This is a genomic window from Microbacterium sp. MRS-1, from assembly GCF_000585455.1.
Lineage (GTDB): Bacteria > Actinomycetota > Actinomycetes > Actinomycetales > Microbacteriaceae > Microbacterium > Microbacterium laevaniformans.
Window position 1 is genome coordinate 1 of the sequence record NZ_JAUF01000017.1, and the last position, 17692, is coordinate 17692.

Annotated in this window: 12 protein-coding genes; all 12 read right to left on the reverse strand. The window is 66.2% G+C overall.

Going from position 1 to position 17692, the window contains the following annotated elements:
* Window positions 1-186, reverse strand: a 186-nt coding sequence (locus tag AS96_RS04315; RefSeq protein WP_036286099.1) for a transposase, incomplete at its 3' end; no start/stop codon positions are given.
* Between the two features lie 199 nt (window positions 187-385).
* Window positions 386-1441 carry a type II toxin-antitoxin system antitoxin DNA ADP-ribosyl glycohydrolase DarG gene (gene darG, locus AS96_RS04320; protein WP_036286041.1) on the reverse strand — a complete coding sequence of 352 codons (1056 nt, stop codon included), beginning with the start codon at window positions 1439-1441 and terminating at the stop codon, window positions 386-388.
* Window positions 1442-1449: 8 nt separating this feature from the next.
* Entirely contained in the window at window positions 1450-2145 is a 696-nt protein-coding gene (locus tag AS96_RS04325; RefSeq protein ID WP_036286042.1) for a DUF4433 domain-containing protein, read from the reverse strand.
* 15 nt (window positions 2146-2160) lie between these two features.
* The gene (locus AS96_RS04330; RefSeq protein ID WP_036286043.1) at window positions 2161-5271 is read right to left on the reverse strand and encodes a type I restriction endonuclease subunit R; all 3111 of its coding nucleotides are present in this window, start codon (window positions 5269-5271) and stop codon (window positions 2161-2163) included.
* Window positions 5268-6533 (reverse strand): restriction endonuclease subunit S, encoded by a 1266-nt coding sequence (locus tag AS96_RS14645; RefSeq protein ID WP_051498743.1) that lies wholly within the window; start codon window positions 6531-6533, stop codon window positions 5268-5270. Before AS96_RS14645 ends, AS96_RS04330 begins: the two co-directional genes overlap by 4 nt.
* A complete protein-coding gene (locus AS96_RS04340) occupies window positions 6533-8482 on the reverse strand; it encodes a type I restriction-modification system subunit M (RefSeq protein WP_036286044.1) in 1950 nt (649 codons plus the stop codon). Before AS96_RS04340 ends, AS96_RS14645 begins: the two co-directional genes overlap by 1 nt.
* 324 nt (window positions 8483-8806) lie before the next feature.
* Window positions 8807-10369, reverse strand: a complete 1563-nt coding sequence (locus AS96_RS04345; RefSeq protein ID WP_442921700.1) for a multicopper oxidase family protein — start codon at window positions 10367-10369, stop codon at window positions 8807-8809.
* Entirely contained in the window at window positions 10362-12983 is a 2622-nt protein-coding gene (locus tag AS96_RS04350) for a heavy metal translocating P-type ATPase (RefSeq protein ID WP_036286045.1), read from the reverse strand. The genes AS96_RS04345 and AS96_RS04350 overlap by 8 nt, the downstream gene beginning before the upstream one ends.
* Entirely contained in the window at window positions 12980-15433 is a 2454-nt protein-coding gene (locus tag AS96_RS04355; protein WP_036286046.1) for a phosphoketolase family protein, read from the reverse strand. The genes AS96_RS04350 and AS96_RS04355 overlap by 4 nt, the downstream gene beginning before the upstream one ends.
* 58 nt (window positions 15434-15491) lie before the next feature.
* On the reverse strand, window positions 15492-16352 hold the full coding sequence (locus AS96_RS04360) for a F510_1955 family glycosylhydrolase (RefSeq protein WP_036286047.1): 861 nt from the start codon (window positions 16350-16352) through the stop codon (window positions 15492-15494).
* A gap of 117 nt (window positions 16353-16469) precedes the next feature.
* Window positions 16470-17084, reverse strand: a complete 615-nt coding sequence (locus tag AS96_RS04365) for a DUF305 domain-containing protein (RefSeq protein ID WP_036286049.1) — start codon at window positions 17082-17084, stop codon at window positions 16470-16472.
* A gap of 100 nt (window positions 17085-17184) precedes the next feature.
* On the reverse strand, window positions 17185-17655 hold the full coding sequence (locus AS96_RS04370) for a DUF6153 family protein (protein WP_036286051.1): 471 nt from the start codon (window positions 17653-17655) through the stop codon (window positions 17185-17187).
* Window positions 17656-17692 lie beyond the last annotated feature (37 nt).

Here is a 17692-nt window from a genome sequence, read left to right on the forward strand (position 1 = left end):
CCCGTTGCGTTGCGCGACACGGTCAGCGCTGGGCTTGCCCCATTCGGCGCCGACGACGGCGTCCGCGTCGGCGGACAGCAACGCGTTGATCATCGTTTGCAGCAAGGAACGCATCAGATCCGGCGACGCGTCGGACAGGGCTTCAGCGAGCACGCTCGCAGGGTCGACAATATGAGGTGCGGTCATCGTGATGATTCCGTTCGAGTGAGAAGTAGAGAGCTTTCTCGAAGGATCACACGGTGACCGCGCCCACGTCAGGAACGACGAGCCGGGCCACCATGCGCTACACCACTATGCGGGACTCAACTTCGCCCCGTTCAGACGGCCCGACTCGCAGAGACGAGCGGACAACTCTGGGCGCGTCGGCCGGTACTACGAACCTCGGTCAGGAAGGGTTCACTCGCGCGAGCGCTGTCCCAATGTGGGCATCGGTGAACATTCGCCCCTTACGCTTTGTCCAGGTTTGAACGTAGCGGGTCACTTCAGAAGGCGCTCCGGTGTGGAGGTCGTTCACTGCCCACTCGACACTGGCGAGCAGCTCAAGCGGATACGGTCCCTCGAACCCCTCAATGTGCTGCAAGACGCCTGCAACAGCTTCGTCGAAATCGCGAGCCAACTCGGCGCTCGGCCTGAAATTACCGAGTGCGTCGATTCCCGTTTGAGTCACCTCAATTGGCTTGAGGGCCAAGACCTTGTCGTTCCCGTCTCCGTACCCCTTGCTATAGGTGCCCTCAATCTCCTGCAGCATGATCCTGACCACGTCGCTGTAGGGCCCATACGTTCCTCGTGCGTACCGTAGACGGAGCGCTGGGATACGGAGTGACGCGAAGTACATCAGCTTCTGCACCTCGAGATGCGAAGCGCCTTCCACATCCTCCCAGGGCTCCAGCGCATGCCGTTGTTTGGCATAGCCAAGCATCAACGCAAGCAGGAGCGCGCGTGAGTTTGTGAGTTTGACGGGACGATCGGCGGCAACTTCGAAGCTTCGCTTAACGGGGTCGAATATTCGAACATCGACATCCTCAAGAGGCGCGAGAGCCTCCTCGATGATCGGCCGCACCTGCGCCCAGTCCAGACCGCCGTTGCCGGCGCCGAGTGGTGGAATCGCGATCGATGTGATCCCACGAGAACGAATTACCCTGACAAGGTCGCTCAGGCCATCGCGGATGAACTCGATTCGGGAGTTCGCCTTCCAGTGCTGCTTCGTAGGGAAGTTGACGATCAGTCGCGGTCCAGAAAGCTGGTGTGTCTCGGTGACAAACATCCGCCCGACTTGGAGCTCGTTGCTTTCGCAGGCACGCTTGTAGAGGTCAAAGTTCTCCGGATACCGGCGTTTGAACTGCAGCGCCAGTCCCTTGCCCATCACACCCACGGTGTTCACTGTGTTCACGACAGCATCGACGTCTGCGTCGAGAATGTTGCCCTTCGCGGAGTTGATCATTCGTGGTCCTAGTAGCTGAGCTTGTCGGTGTGGAGGAACCTAACCTGAGTGTGGCCCGCTTCGCTCAGTAGCTTGCGCGCCGCTTCGAGTGTTGCCTCATTCCTAGCAACAACCAGGGACACCAGCTCGAGCGGGACTTCGTGGTAGACGAGGATCTCCGCCGCTCGACGTGACTTGCGATGCGGATCGTCGAAGGTGTTCGCCCAATCTCGCGCAATGAGGAGCTCGAAGTCAACGAACGTTCCTAGGTTATCGATGTCCGCTGAGAACTCAGTGATCTGCGCTGCAGCATTGCCGTTACTCGCGACCCAATCGACCCCGCTATCCACAAGCGAACCTAGACGCATCCCTAGGAAGACAAGCCCATCGACGACGTCCCGGGGTTGATTGCGAGTGACGTAGTACAGCATTGGCGACTTGGCGGCGATGTACCAAGGAACATGCGAACTTACCGACCGCCCCATCGGGTAGCCCGGCGCATCGACGATGCGGTCGCGTCGGAGAGCTTTCACGTCTCCGTTCGCAACCGAACCAGTCCCCTTGGGGGCTGTGTCGTCGCAGAAGAGCTTGCCATGACTGACGATCTGACTCAGGTTCGCGATCGGGGTAAAGTGCCACACGATCCAGTCTCCCGGCGCGTCGGCACGTGGGCCGCCTCCATGTGCAACGAAGCCGCCGTGCTGTTGGTAGCGAATCTCAGACATTCGCGTCTCTCAGATTCAAGCGCTGGGGCCCCCTCCATGAAGGTACTCGTAGAGCATTGCTGGCAGCGCCTTCCCCAGTTCGGCGTAGAGCCCGCTGTCGTTGAACAGGTCATCGATGAACGCGGGCGTCTCATCACGCACGCCGAGCAGCGCCTTCGTGAACGCCTTGGGCAGCGCAGGTGACTCAGCAAACTGCTGTGGCGAATTCACCGCCGCCTGGTTCGCCAGCTCCACGTCCAGGGCGAGCTTCCCGACGATGTGGTTCATCTGGAGGTCGATGACGCCGACGCCGTACTTGTCGCCGAGGCGTTCGTTGAGCTTGTGGATGATCTCCTCGAGCGCGGAGCGGTGCTTCTCGTGGATCGCGCCCGACCCGATCGCGGTGATCGGATCGAGGCCCGGCCCCTGCTCGAGGTTCAGCTTCACCGACTCGCCGGCGCTGATCTTGTAGCCGACAAGGGTCACGTCGGAGATGTCGACAGGTTCGAGAATCGTCGCGGTCGACAGTTGCGGGAGGATGCGGCGGAAGAAGTAGTGCCGGCGGGGCAGGTCGGTGTCCTCGAGGTTGCGGGCCTGGGAGATGAAGTCGTAGAACTTCACGAAGTTGCCCACATCCGCCTTGAACAGCCGCAACTCGTCCTGCTCGGTCTTGTCGTCATCCAAGACCGCCGCAACCCACCGCTTCTGGAATCGGTCCACCGCCGGCGCAGTCGCTGCCGACACCTTCGAGTTGACGTTCACGCCACCGGCAAGAGCGGCGTCGAAGGCCTGCTCGACCTCCGACATGTCGTAGATCCCGGCAGAGTCGAGCTTCACCACGAGGTCGTAGATCAGGTTCGGGTCGGTCGTCGCCGTCAGCGTCGCCTTCCGGTAGTACGGCAGAAACGCGTCCAGCACCTCCTGCGGCTCATTGACGAAATCGAGGACGAACGTCTTGTCCTTGCCCGGGTAGGTCCGGTTCAGCCGGGACAGCGTCTGCACCGCCTGCACGCCGCCGAGCTTCTTGTCGACGTACATTGCCACCAGACGCGGCTGATCGAAGCCGGTCTGGAACTTCTCCGCCACGATCATCACGTTGAACGTCGCGGGTTTGAAGGCTTCTGCGAGATCGGACTGCACCCCGGGATTCTGCGTCCGCTCCGTGAGTCCGTCGCCGAGCAGCTCGGGGTCGTCCACGGTACCCGAGAACGCCACCAGCGACCGCACCCCCTGCACACCGGCATCCGCGATGTAGGTGTCGAGGTACTTCTTCCACCGCACGGCCTCGACGCGGGAACCGGTGACGACCATCGCCTTCGCCTTACCGTCCAGCAGCGGCTGAACGAACGCGCGGAAGTGGTCGACGACGATCTTCGCCTTCTGGCTGATGTTCGTCGGATGCAGCCGCACGTACTGCACCAGCGCCTTCACCGCGGTCGACTCGTCGACCTCGCCGGCGTCGTCGTAGTCAGAATCGGGATGCTGCAGCTTCCACGCCACCTTGTACGGGGTGTAGTTCTGCAGCACGTCGAGGATGAACCCCTCCTCGATCGCCTGCTGCATCGAATACAGATCGAACGGCTCCGGCGTCGCATCCGGCCCCGCACCCTCTGGCACCCGCCCGAACAACTCGAGCGTCTTCGGCTTCGGGGTTGCAGTGAACGCGAAGTACGAGATGTTCGGGGCCTTCGCCGCCACCGACATCGCCCACTGCAAGTATGCATCCGAATCGATCGGGGCGCCTTCCGCGACCGCGGCCTGCTCGTCTGGGGATAGCACCTTCGTGAGCGCCCCGGCGGTTGACCCGGTCTGCGACGAGTGCGCCTCGTCCGCGATGACCGCGAACCGGCGCCCCTGCAGCTCGGGCAGCGTCTGGATGGCGGTGATCAGCGCCTCGAACGACTGGATCGTCACGATGACGATGTTCTTGCCGCCGGTCAGCGCCGCGGCGAGCTGCTTCGACTTCGACTCACCCGCATCCTTCGTGATCGACTGCACCACACCGGCCTGCTTCTCAAACTGGCCGATTGCATCCTGCAGCTGCTTGTCCAGCACCGTCCGGTCGGTGACGACCACGACCGTGTCGAACACCCGCGCGTTCTGGTCGTCGTGGAGCTGGGAGAGACGGTGCGCGAGCCACGAGATGGAGTTCGTCTTTCCGGACCCTGCCGAGTGCTGCACCAGGTACCGGTTGCCCGCGCCCTCCACCCGAGCCGCCTCCACCAGCCGGGTCACGGCGCGCCACTGGTGGTACCGAGGGAACAAAATCTTCTCTATCTTCGTCTTCTTGCCCGTGTCGGGGTCGACGTCGACCTCGACCTGCAGGTGCACGAATGATCCCAGCAGCTGCAACCACGTGTCGCGCTGCAGGATCTCCTCCCAGAAGTACGAGGATGCGGAACCATCCGGGTTCGGCGGATTCCCCGCACCCTCATCCGCGCCTTTGTTGAAGGGCAGGAACCGGGTGGCGGCGCCGGCGAGCTTCGTCGTCATCCGCACCTCGGAGTTCGACACGACGAAATGCACCAGCGACCGCTTCGCGAACCCGAACAACGGCTCACCCGCCGGCGACCGGTCGAACCGGTACTGGTCCACCGCGTTGCCGATCGCCTGCGTGAAGTCCGTCTTCAACTCGATGGTCGCGACCGGGATGCCGTTGACGAACAGCACCAGATCCAACGCCTTGTTCGGGTGCTTCGCCGAGTAATGCACCTGACGCATCACCCGCACCCGCATCTTCGCGTAGGTGTCGAGCGTTTCGGGGTTGTTGGTCGTCGCCGGCCGGAACTGCGCCAGACGGAACTTCACCGCACCACCGTGCAGCGGCACGATCGAGAAGCCCTCATGCAGAATCCGGATCGTCCCCCCGTTCTTCAACGGGTCCAGATCCAGCGACTTCGCGAGCCGATTCAGGATGCTGTCGCCCGCCGCTTTTCGCTGGGCGTCGGTGTCTTCGCGGCGGACGACCTTCGCGAACTCGGTCGGCTGCGAATCCTCGAGCCAGCCGAGCACGTCCTCGGGAAACAGCGCGAGCTCACGGTCGTAGCCGGCGTCGGTCGGCGAATAGAGCCAGCCGTTCGCGGCGAGATGCTCGGCGATCTCGTTCTCCAGCACCGACTCCAGATGCGCCCCCGCAATACCGCTCATGCCGCCACCCCCACATCGATCTTGCCCGTCACCGCCGCCGAGATGAGTGCGGCACGACGCTCGCGCGCGAGTTCGACACTTCGTTGCGCCACCGCGACGGCGGCATCAATCCGGGAACATGCTTCCTCGATATGTTTCACGATCTCGCGTTGCTCCCAGAGAGGCGGAGCCGGCATCTCGATCCGCCCAAGTTTGTCGCCGGACACGTTCGGGATCGTCGCGAATGCACTGAGCGCTTCGTAATGCCCGAGTCGCCTGACGTGCTGGAGCCAGTAATTCAGGAATCGTCCGTCATGGCCCGGTCGAGACCGCAAGCGGATCACATGATTCTGGAACACCCACCCCGGCAGATCTTGGGTGAGGTAGTCGGATCTGCCGTACCCTCCGCCGCCTTCGACGAATACGACGTCCCCGGACCGGAGCGAGAGGGCGCGACGGTCTGCGGCGGTCGCTTTCATCTCCTTCACGTCGCTCAGGTCGAGCCCATCGGGTTGGATGTTCGCGGCCCGCACGTACGGGACCGGGTCGCCCTCAGACTTCGATTCGTTGAGCATCTTGCCCACCACGACTGAATACGCACTCTTGATCGGCTGCACGCTCCAAGCGGCTGGTACCGGACCGATCCAATCGGGACTCTCCATAGAGAGCTCGACCCGTTCGTCTAGCCCCCGCGTTACGGCGGCTCCGATAACGGACGCGCGGCGTTCGGTGAGGAGGGTGATGAGTTCCTCGTTCTTCGCGATGAACGCGTCGATCTGCGTCGTCTCCCGGTCCAGATAGTCCGCAATCGCCCGCTGCTCCGCCGGCGGGGGGACAAGGAGGGGTGTAACCGCGAACTGTGCGGGGTCGAGATCCCATTGGTTCGGCCGAATTCCGGAGGAGATGGCGGCCATGTGGTCCGCGTACTCCTTGCTGCGGAGCAGGTAGTGAGCGAATCGCGGCTCGAAAGTCCCAGTTGCCTTGTAGACGAAGTATGCGGGGCTGACGATGCCGTCGTGGTTTGAGATCCCCAGAGACCCCTGCCAGGCCTTCATCTTGTTGACGACGAGGTCTCCCACCGAAACCCGCTGGTACTTCGACAGGTCTTCCGAGGGCTTGTTGAAGTTGTCTTCGCGACTGGATTTCGGGATGACTCCGTAGTCGCGGTAGACCGAAAGAAGCTCTTCCGATCCATCGCCCAGCGTCTTTCCCCGCCGAAATTCGCTCCACAGCGGACGGATCTGCCACCCAGTGGGGACGCCATCCGACCAAGGCCCCTGCATCACTGTTCGACCTCGACAAGCATCGAGCGGAGCTGGTCCATCACCGCTTCGAGGTCGCGGTCGATCTCTTCGAGCGGACGGGGCGGAACGTATTGGTAGAAGTGGCGGGTAAAGGGGATCTCCGCGCCCTCCTTGGTCTTGGAGTGATCGACCCACGCGTCGGGCGCGTACGGGAGGACTTCGCGGGCGACGTAGGCGTCGACATCCTCGTCCCACGGCACGTTCTCGGTGTCGCGGAGCGACGCATCCGGCTCCGGGTTGCCCTTGGCATCGGTGCAGGTGTCGGCGGTGTCGTCCTGTTCACCAAGTTCGGTCGTCACGGCCTTGAGTAGCGGCACGGCGAGGGTGAGGCCTTCGGCTTTCGCAGCATCTTTCAGCGCCTCCTGGAACTCGGCACGGTTCTTCCAGATGGTGTCGGTGCCGAGCCGGTCAAGGGCGGCGCGGAGGGCTACAGCATCCGTTTCGTTCAGCTTCTGAAGGGCCTTGGTTTCGAGCACAGCGTCGATGCGTTCGGGGGCGGCATGCCAGTTCAGCTTGAGCGGACGCTCCACCGTGATCGTGCGATACAGGAAGTCCTCGTTGCGGAAGATCTTCGAGTGCTCACCGCCCTCAAATCCGGCGTACAGGCCGACGATGGTCTCGATGTCCTTTGCGGAGAGTTCGTTGCGCTTGGACTTGAGCGCTTTGCGAAGTTTGGTGAACATCTCACGGCCGTCGATGAGCTGCACCCGGCCCCTGCGATTCTCGTCCTTGCGGTTGGTGAGGACCCAGATGTAGGTGGAGATGCCGGTGTTGTAGAACATGTCCTTCGGCAGCCCGATGATCGCTTCAACGAGGTCGTTATCGAGCAGCCACTTGCGGATGTTCGACTCCCCGCCGCCGGCGCCCCCCGAGAACAGAGGCGACCCGTTGAGCACGATCGCCATGCGTGAGCCGCCGTCTTCGGGTTTGCGCATCTTTGACACCAGGTGCAGGAGGAACAGCATGGCGCCGTCGCTGACCGCGGGCGTGCCGGGGCCGAAGCGGCCGTTGAAGCCGAGCTTGGTGTGTTCGTCGTCGACGTAGGTGCGCTGGTCTTTCCAGTCGACCCCGAACGGTGGGTTGGACAGGCCGTAGTCGAACTTCTTGTCGTCGAAGGCGTCTTCGGTGAGGGTATCGCCGAGGGCGATGTTGTCGACGTCCTGGCCCTTGATGACCATGTCGGCCTTGCAGATCGCGTACGAGGCGTCGTTGTAGTCCTGGCCGTACAGGCTGAGCTGGATACTCGGGTTCAGGGTGTGCAGGTACTCGTCGGCGACCGAGAGCATGCCGCCGGTGCCGGCGGTCGGGTCGTAGATGGAGCGCACCACGCCGGCCTTCGACAGGGCGTCGTCATCGAGCGCGAACAGCAGCTCGACCATGAGCTTGATGACCTCGCGCGGGGTGTAATGGTCGCCGGCGGTCTCGTTCGACTTCTCGTTCGCGAACCGGATCAGCTCCTCGAACACCAGACCCATCTGGATGTTGGAGACGGTGCGGGGGTGGAAGTCGGCCTGCGCGAACTTCTCTGTCACCGCGAACAGCTTGTTCTTCTCCGCAAGCTTGTTCAGCGTCTTGTCGAACTCGAACCGCTCGAAGATGTCCCGCACGTTCGAGGAGAACCCGGCCAGGTAGGACGACAGGTTCTCGCGAAGGTCGGCAGGGTCGGCGACGAGCTTGCCGAAGTCGAACGGGGAGGTGTTGTAGAACTGGTGCCCCGACGCCTCGGTGAGCTTGATCGTCTGCAGCATCTCGGGGAGCGACTCGATTCCCTTCGCCGCTTCGAGCACGGCGGGCTTCGTGTCCGCCAGCACGGCGTCGAGGCGGCGGAGCACCGTGAACGGCAGGACCACCGATCCGTACTCGGAGGGCTTGAACGGGCCGCGAAGGGACTCGGCGATGTTCCAGATGAAGGCGACGTGATTCACCACGGATGGGCACTCCTGCTGTAGAACGAGCGAACAGGTGGCAGCGACGCCACCAACACTCCCATCCTGGCCCATCTCGCGAGAAGCACTGCGGCTTGGTCACCGGGGATGGCCTTGTCGCAGGTACGGGAGGAAGGTGCGCCCGCCGCGAAAGCCGTCGATTACTACTGTAGGTTCCCGGTCAAGGTGGCGGAGAACTCGGGGATTCCACGCTAATTGGCAGCAGTTTCGTCAGCAGGATTCCGCGCGAAATGGCAGATCCCTACATAAGAGTAGGAAGTCCACTTAGACTTGACGTCCGCCGCCGCCGTCCGATCGCCCGCGCGATCATCCTCCCGTGCTGGGGATGAACGCGCGGTTCATGACTGGTATCCGAGCACCGTGGTCATGCCGGTCTCGGCGTGGGTAGATGTTGTGGCAGTGCGCGACCCACTGGCCGGGGTTGTCGGCGTCGAAGTCGACTGTCAGGGTCTGGCCCGGGAGGATGATGGAGGTGTCCTTCCGGGGGCCGCCGTTCGCGTGCTGGTAGGTGTGGCCGTGCAGGTGGAACGGATGCCACATCTTGGTGTCATTGCGGATCCGCAACTGCACCCGCTCCCCCATACTGACCGCGTGCGCGTCCCGCAACGGGTCGTTCATGTCGAACCGGCGCCCATTGATCCCCCAGTCGTACGCCTCCATCCCCCCGGTCAGCGCGAGGTGCACGACCCGGTCGGGGGATGCCTGGTGCAGGGTGACGGAGGCGGTCGCGCTCAGCCCGGCAGCGGTGCCAACCCTGCCGGTGCCGAGCTCGGCGACGGCGACGTCGCTGGCCGGCGCCGTGCCAGCGGCGGTGCGAACGAGCGCGAACGCGCGATCCTGCTTGCCTTCCGCGTCGGCGACGACAGGGAACACCCCGTCGCCCAGCGTGACCTGCAGGTCGTAGCGTTCGCCCATCCCGATCAGGACACTGTCGACCTCGACCGGATCCACCGGGAACCCGTCGGTGTGGGTGATCGTCAGGGTGTGGCCGCCGATCGCGAACCGGAACGCGGTGTCGCTGCCGGCGTTGATGACACGGATCCGCACCCGGGCACCAGGAGTGCCGGTGAATTGGGCGGGGTCGGCTTTGGGTTTGCCGTTGATGAGGTAGTGCGGGTAGTAGACGTCGCCGGCGTCGCCGCCGAGCAGGTCGGAGGTGGCGCCCATCAGCAGGTTCCCCATCCGCATGAACATGTCGCCCATCCCGCCCATCCCGCCCATGCCCTTCGAGAGGTCGGTGAGGACCTGGTCCGGGGTGGCGGTGACGCCGTCGAGCCAGTCGTCGAGGATCAGCACCCATTCGTCGTCCCACGTCACCTTCTCGTCCGGGTCGTCGATGATGAGCGCACCGTAGAGGCCGTGGTCCAGTTGCGGGCCGACGTGGGGGTGGAACCAGTAGGTGCCCGGATGCGGGGTGACGAACTCGTATGCGAACTGTCCGCCCGGGGCGATGGGGGCTTGGGTTACCGGAGGGACCCCATCCATGTCGTTGCGGAGGGCGAGTCCGTGCCAGTGCACGGAGGTGTCCGCGTCGAGCTGGTTGCGGACGGTCGCTTTCAGCGTGTCGCCTGCGGTGAGCCGGATTACCGGGGCGGGGATACCTCCGAACGCCCAGGTGGCGGCGGAGGTACCGGCCAGGTCGAGCGTGGTGGGGGCGGCGGTGAGGTCGACGGTGGTGACTCGGCCGGTGCCGCCGCGGTTCTTCTCCGTGCCGGACACCGCTGCGCCGGTGGGTGTCACCCATTGCGGCGCGGGGGTGCAGGAGGCGAGCACGGCTGCCGCGACGGCGCCCAGTCCGAGTCCGAGCACACCTCGTCGGGTCAGCAGCATCGGGGAGGACGGTGTGGGAGAGAGCGGACGGTCAGGCATGTTCGGGCTCCTTCTGCATGGTCGTCGCAGCGGGCGCCTGGGCGGGCAGGCGGAGCCGCTTGAGGAGGAGGGCGTTGACGGCGACGATCACGGAGGAACCGGACATCGACAGGGCGGCGATCTCCGGGGACAGCATGATCCCGAACGCCGGGTAGAACACGCCAGCGGCGATGGGGAGGGCGGCGGCGTTGTATCCGATGGCCCAGCCCAGGTTCTGCCGCATCTTTCGCAGTGTGCCCTTGCCGATCTTGAGTGCGATCGCAACATCGAGCGGGTCCGAGCGCATCAGGACCACGTCGGCGGTCTCGATGGCGACGTCGGTGCCGGCGCCGATCGCGATGCCGAGGTCGGCCTGGGCGAGGGCGGGGGCGTCGTTGACGCCGTCGCCGACCATCGCGACCTTCTTGCCCGTCTTCTGCAGCTCGGCGACCTTCGCGGACTTGTCCTCGGGGAGCACATCCGCGATCACGGTGTCGATGCCGAGGAGAGCGGCGATCCGGTCGGCGGTGGGCTTGTTGTCCCCGGTGAGCATTGCGACCTCGACGCCCTGCTCGTGGAGAGCGTCGATCGCGGTCTTTGCGGTGTCCCGGGGTGCGTCGGCGAGACCGATGATCCCGGCGACTTGCCCGTCCACGGCGAACAGGATCGCGGTGCGGCCGGACCCAGCCAGGTCCTGCTGAGCGGCCTGCACCCCGCTGATGTCGATCCCCTCCCCGGTGAGAAGGCGCGGGTTGCCGAGGACGACCTGTCGACCGTCGACGGTGGCGATCGCGCCCTGCCCGGTGACGTTTCGGAACGCGGTCGCGGTGCGACGGGGGATGTCGCGGGCGTCGGCGTAATTCACGATCGCTTTCGCCAGAGGATGCTCGGATTCCCGCTCCAACGCGACCGCGAGGGAGAGAGTCTCGAGGTCGTCGTCGCCGACGGGGATGTAGTCGGTGACCTCCGGCTCCCCCTTGGTGAGGGTGCCGGTCTTGTCGAACACGACCGTGTCGATGTGGGCGGCGGTTTCGATCCCGGAGGCGTTCTTGAACAACACGCCCCGTTTCGCGCCGAGCCCGGTGCCGACCATGATCGCCGTCGGGGTGGCGAGGCCGAGCGCGTCGGGGCAGGTGATGACGACGACGGTGATAGCGAACAGGATCGCCATCGGGATTGCAGCGCCGGCGAGCAGCCACACCAGGAAGGTGAGGGAGCCGCCGATCAGGGCGACCAGGACGAGCCAGAACGCTGCCCGGTCGGCGAGGCGCTGCCCGGGGGCTTTGGAGTTCTGCGCCTCTTGCACGAGCTTCACGATCTGCGCCAACGCCGTGTCCGAGCCGACTTTGGTGGCTGTGACGCGGAGGGTGCCGACGGTGTTCACGGTCGCTCCGATCACCTCCGACCCGGGCGCTTTGTCCACCGGCATGGACTCGCCGGTGACCATCGACTCGTCCACCTCGGACTCTCCGGATTCCACGACACCGTCGGTGGGGATCTTGGCCCCCGGCCGCACCAGCATCAGATCCCCCGGGACGACCTCGCTGGTGGGGATCTCGACCTCCTGCCCGTCACGGATCACGACCGCCTGCGAGGGTGCGAGCTCCAGGAGGGTGCGGATGGCGTCGTTCGCGCCGCCGCGGGCGCGCATCTCCACCCAATGCCCCAGCAGCACGAAGGTGGCAAGCACCGTGGCGGCTTCGTAGAACACTTCACCGCCGCCGGTGAGGGTGACCGCGAGGGAGTACAGCCAGCCGGCGCCGACACCGACCGCGACGAGCACCATCATGTCGAGGGTCTTCGCGCGCAGCGCCCGGTAGGCGCCGTCGAAGAAGATCCACGCCGAGTAGAAGATCACCGGCAGCGACAGGATCAGCATGAACACGTCATCGCGCAGCCCGAACGGTGCCGGCACCTCGAATCCGATCACCTCCCGCCCGATCGGAGACCACAGGGTGATCGGGATCGACAGGATCAGCGCGACCAGGAACCGGTTGCGCATGTCGCGGATCATCGCGTCCATCGACATCCCGCCGTGATGCCCACCGTGGCCCATCATCTCCTGCGCACTGTGACCCGACGCTGCACCATGATCGTGCCCACCCGCGGCCGCGGTGTGACCGGCGTGCTCGACGTGGTGACCGGCATGCTCACCGTCATCCGCCGTCGCCGACGGGGCGTGCGTGTGGTCGTGGCCAGCGGCGTGATCGTGGACGGGGTCGTCGTGATAGCCCGCAGGACCCTTATGGCCCGCGTGGCTGGCGTGACCCGTGGCATCCGTGTGGCCCTCGTGCGCGTCGTGACTCGCGTGCGGTTCTTGTGCGCCCTCAGCTGCGGGGCCGTGGTGGGCGCTGTGGTCGTGCGCACCCTCGTCGTGCGGGTCGTGCGCGGGGTCGCAGATATGGTCGGGGACGGACTGGCCGGCGCAGTGATACCCGCAGTCGATGACCCACTGCTGCAGGTGCGCGACCGAGGTCGCCTCGGGGTCGAAAGTCACAGTCGCCGTCTGCGAGACGGGGTTCGCGTCCACGGCGATCACCCCGGGTTGGCGGCTCAGGTGGGCTTCGGTGACGTTCTTGGAGGTCGCGCGGATCATGCCGCTGACCTGCAGGGTCACGGTTCTGGTGTCACTCATTTCGGTTCCTTCCCGATGGTGGGGTCGGTGGTGTCGGGGTGGGGCCAGTGCCAGTCGGCGACGGCGGGGATGTCGGTGCCGTGCTCGCGGGTGTGGGCGCGGGCGTGCAGGCGGGCGTCCTGCAGCTCCTGCCGCAGGCCGGCGTGGCGGGCGGCGAGGCCCGGGACGTGGTCGAGGACGTCGATCGCGAGCCGGTACCGGTCGAGGTCGTTGAGCATGACCATGTCGAACGGGGTCGTGGTGGTGCCGCGCTCCTGGAAGCCGTGCACGTGCAGGTTCTGGTGCCCGGCGCGCTTGTAGGTGAGTCGGTGGATCAGCCACGGGTAGCCGTGGTAGGCGAAGATCACCGGCTTGTCGGGAGTGAAGATCGCATCGAACTCCCGGTCCGGGAGACCGTGCGGGTGCTGGTCCTCGGATTGCAGCCGGGTCAGGTCGACCACGTTCACCACCCGCACTCTCAGGTCGGGGATGTGCTCGCGCAGCAGCGCCGCCGCGGCGAGGGTCTCGAGGGTGGGGACGTCGCCGGCGGCGGCGAGCACCACATCCGGCTCGGTGCCTTCGGTTTCGGTGCCCGCCCACGGCAGGATCCCGAGCCCGCGGGTGCAGTGCTCGATCGCCTCGTCCATCGTCAGCCACTGCGGGGCGGGCTGCTTCCCGGCGACGACGACGTTGATGTACCCGGCCGAGCGCAGGCAGTGGTCGTAGGTGGACAGCAGCGTGTTCGCGTCGAACGGCAGGTAGACGCGGACGATGTCGGGGCTCTTGTTCAGGGCGAGGTCGATGAACCCGGGGTCCTGGTGGGAGAACCCGTTGTGGTCCTGCCGCCAGACGTGGCTGGAGAGCAGGTAGTTGAAGCTCGGGATCGGGTCCCGCCACGACACCTCCCGGGCCGCTTCGAGCCATTTGGCGTGCTGGTTGAACATCGAGTCGACGATGTGGGTGAACGCCTCGTAGCAGTTGAACAGCCCATGCCGGCCGGTAAGGACGTAGCCCTCGAGCCAGCCCTGGCACTGGTGCTCGCTGAGCACCTCCATCACCCGCCCAGTCGGGGCCAGGTGCTCGTCGACGGGCTCCACGGCCGCGTTCCACTGCTTGCCGGTGGCCTGGTAGACGGGTGGGGCGAGCCGGTTGGAGGCGGTCTCGTCCGGGCCGAAGATGCGGAAGTTGTCCGGGTTGTCCCGGATCACCCCCGCCAGCCACTCGCCCAGCACGCGGGTCGCTTCCCCGGTTCCCGCACCCCGCTCGGCCGGGTCGACCGGCTGCGCGTGCTTGTGGAAGTCCGGGAGCCGCAGCGGGACGGTGAGTTGTCCGCCGTTGCCGGCCGGGTTCGCGCTCATCCGCCGATCCCCGTCCGGGGCGATCGCGACCGTGGCCGGGCGGGGGGCGCCGGTCACGTCGAACAGCTCGTGCGGGCGGTAGGACGCCAGCCAGTCCTCGAGGATCCGCAGGTGCTCGGGATTGTCGCGGACCTCGGCGAGCGGCACCTGGTGTGCCCGCCAGGTGCCCTCCACCGGCAGACCGTCGATGATCTTCGGGCAGGTCCACCCCTTCGGGCTGCGCAGCACGATCGCCGGCCACGCCGGCCGCCCCCCCAACGTCCCGGCCGCCGCGGCGGCCTTGATGTCCGCGATCTCATCCAGCACCGCATCCAGCACCGCCGCGAACGTCGCGTGGGACTCACGCGGGGTTTCCCCATCGAAGCCGACAGTGACGACGTGGGGGTGATGACCGTAGCCGCGCAGCAGCGCGACAAGCTCCTCCTCGGGGATGCGCGACAGCACGGTCGGGTTGGCGATCTTGTACCCGTTCAGATGCAGGATCGGCAGCACCACCCCGTCATGGGCGGGGTTGAGGAACTTGTTGCCGTGCCACGCGGTCGCCAGCGGCCCGGTCTCCGCCTCCCCGTCACCGATCACGCAGGCGACCAGCAGGTCGGGGTTGTCGAACGCGGCCCCGTAGGCGTGCACGAGGGAGTAGCCCAGCTCCCCGCCCTCGTTGATCGACCCGGGCGTTTCCGGGGACGCGTGCGAGGGGATCCCGCCCGGGAAGGAGAACTGCCGGAACAGCGCCCGCAGCCCCTCTTCGGTGCGGTCGATGCCCGGGTAGCGTTCGGTGTAGGTGCCGTCGAGGTAGGCGTTGGCGACCATGCCGGGTCCGCCGTGCCCGGGCCCGGTCACGTACAGGGTGTTCAGGTCGCGGTCGCGGATGGCGCGGTTCAGGTGGGCGTAGAGGAAGTTCAGGCCCGGGGTGGTGCCCCAATGCCCCAGCAGCCGCGGCTTGATGTCGTCCCGGCTGAGGCGGTGGCGCAGCAGCGGGTTACCCTGCAGGTAGATCTGCCCGATGCTCAGATAGTTCGCCGCCCGCCACCACGCATCCACCGCCGCCAACTGCTCGGCGGTGGCATCAGTGGTGCGGTGCGCCCACGCGGGGGGTGCCGGTGTGGGGGTCATGGTCGGTCTCCTTCCGATCCGCGGCCGCTCGGGTCGCGCCAGGTGCGAATGACGGTGGTCATGGTGTTGCCGCCGGGATGAGAACGGTGGCGGTGGTGTCGCGGATCCAGACCACGCCGCGGTCATCGACCAGGACGATCGCACCGTCCCCGGTGACCCCGAGGGCTTGGACGGTTCCCGTGGTGGTGCCGACGTTCTCCCAGCCGGTGCCGACTAGGCGTCGCAACGTCCCGTCGGTGTCCACTCCGACCACCCCACCGGTTGGGTCGGTCTCCACCAGGTACAGCACTGGCGCGTCCGGCGCCGGGGTGAAGGTGGCGCCACCGTCGGTGCTGTGCTGCAGCCCGTCCTGGGTGGCGGCGTACAGGGTGCCGTCGGTCGCGGCGGCCAGGTCGACGGCGGGCAGCTCGGCACCGTCCGCCCAACTCTGCCCGCCGTCGCTGCTGGTGCGCAGCAGCGGGCGTGAGGATTCGATCCCGTACAGGGTGCCGTCGCCGGTGACGGTGAGGACGTGGAAGTCCTCTTCCCCGGTGAACGCGACCGGTTCCCACGAGGCGCCGGCGTCGAGGCTGCGGATGATGCCGAGGTTGGGGGCGCCGAGCTCCGCCGGGGTGGACGGGCCGGGGTGCCCGGACGCGTAGAGGGTGTCACCGGTAGCGGTCAGTCCCATCGCGTCCAGGTCGATGCCACCGACCGGGCCGGTGACGGTGCCGTCCTCGCCCAGCGTGTACAGGCCGGTGTGGGTGCCCAGCAGCACGGTGCTGCCACCGGCGTCGACGATGCCGTGCACATGCCCGAACCCGGCCGCGGTGCTCGCGGGGGCATCGGGCTCCGCAGGGGTGGTGCTGCAGCCCGTGAGCAGCAGCGCGACGGTGACGGTGGCCGTGATCGCCAGTCTGCGGGTGGTGGGAGAGATCATGAACGGAGGGCCTTTCCGTGCGGGTACGCCGGATACCGGTGACCGCACAGGGGTCGAGGGTGGGGCCTCGGACGGGACCGGCATCGGGAGCGCGGGTCCCGTCCGAGGGGTACCGGGTCAGAGGCTGGCGAGGATGTCCTGCATCGTGGTGATCTCGGCGGTCTGCCCGTCGATGATCTGCTGCGCGAGGGCGGCCACGTCCGGGTTCTGTCCGTCGGTGAGCACCGACTGCGCCATCGTCACGGCGCCCTGGTGGTGAGCGATCATGCCGTTCAGGAACAGGCGGGTCGCCTCGACCCCGGTCGCGGCATCCAGAGCGGCCATGTCGTCCTCCGACATCATCCCGCCGCCCATGTCCATGCCGTCCATCCCGGACATGGAGTCGTCGTACGGGACGCCCCACTCCTCCAGCCAGCCCTTCATGGTCTGGATCTCCGGGTCCTGTGCGGCCTTGATCTGCTCGGCGAGGGAGACGAATCGCTCGTCGATGCCGTCTTTCGCGAGGATCTGGTCGGCCATCTCGATGGCCTGCTGGTGGTGCGGGATCATCATGGTCACGAACATCTCGTCCGCGGCGTTGAACGCGGCGGCGGACTGGGAGGGGGCGGTGCTGGTCATCCCCCCGGGTCCGTGGTCCATGCCGGGCATGGTGCCGTCGGTGGGGGCGCAGCCGGCGAGCACGAGCACGGTGGCCAGGGCGCCGGCGGTCAGCGTGAGAGTACGAAAACGCATCAGGGGTGTCCTTGTCTATTCAGTCGGTGAGGGTCTGATTCAGTGCCCGGGAGGGCAGGGTGCAGCATCCCCGGCAAGGGTCGCCGGGGTTCAGGCGGAATCAGGTGCGACTGATGGACAGGACAAGCAGTGAAGGCGGGCGGGGATGCGGCAATCCGACCAGCAGAGTCCGGGTATGGGAGCGCGAGCGGGCTACGGCGTATGTGAGAAGGGCACGGGACGTCGGGGCGAGCAGGACGATCACCGCGGCCAGCAGCGCCAGCACGCACACCATCATCAGCATCGAGTGATCCGGCATCCCCGCAGGGCTGCCGCACCCGTCCTGGCAATGCCCTCCAGCGCCCTCCGCCGCAGCTGCGGTCATCGGCGTATCGTCGGCGGCGGCTGGTGCGGAGCCGACCTGGCTGTGCGTGCTCATCGCGCTGGTCTCTGATGCCAGGGCGGGCTGGTGGGAACCGGTCAGGACGTGCATGGACAGCAGCCCGGTGATGATCGCCAGGGCGATCGGAGCGGCCAGCAGGAGCCGTCGCACCCCGGGGGTCAGACGCGCGTGCGAGCGAATCACGTTCACGACCGACCTCCTTCCCGTCCAGGGTAGCGGTGCCTTG

Coding starts and splice junctions, on each gene's coding strand:
- darG (WP_036286041.1), bottom strand. CDS start 1,441: ATGATCAACTCCGCGAAGGGCAACATTCTCGACGCAGACGTCGATGCT.
- AS96_RS04325 (WP_036286042.1), bottom strand. CDS start 2,145: ATGTCTGAGATTCGCTACCAACAGCACGGCGGCTTCGTTGCACATGGA.
- AS96_RS04330 (WP_036286043.1), bottom strand. CDS start 5,271: ATGAGCGGTATTGCGGGGGCGCATCTGGAGTCGGTGCTGGAGAACGAG.
- AS96_RS14645 (WP_051498743.1), bottom strand. CDS start 6,533: ATGCAGGGGCCTTGGTCGGATGGCGTCCCCACTGGGTGGCAGATCCGT.
- AS96_RS04345 (WP_442921700.1), bottom strand. CDS start 10,369: ATGCCTGACCGTCCGCTCTCTCCCACACCGTCCTCCCCGATGCTGCTG.
- AS96_RS04350 (WP_036286045.1), bottom strand. CDS start 12,983: ATGAGTGACACCAGAACCGTGACCCTGCAGGTCAGCGGCATGATCCGC.
- AS96_RS04355 (WP_036286046.1), bottom strand. CDS start 15,433: ATGACCCCCACACCGGCACCCCCCGCGTGGGCGCACCGCACCACTGAT.
- AS96_RS04360 (WP_036286047.1), bottom strand. CDS start 16,352: ATGATCTCTCCCACCACCCGCAGACTGGCGATCACGGCCACCGTCACC.
- AS96_RS04365 (WP_036286049.1), bottom strand. CDS start 17,084: ATGCGTTTTCGTACTCTCACGCTGACCGCCGGCGCCCTGGCCACCGTG.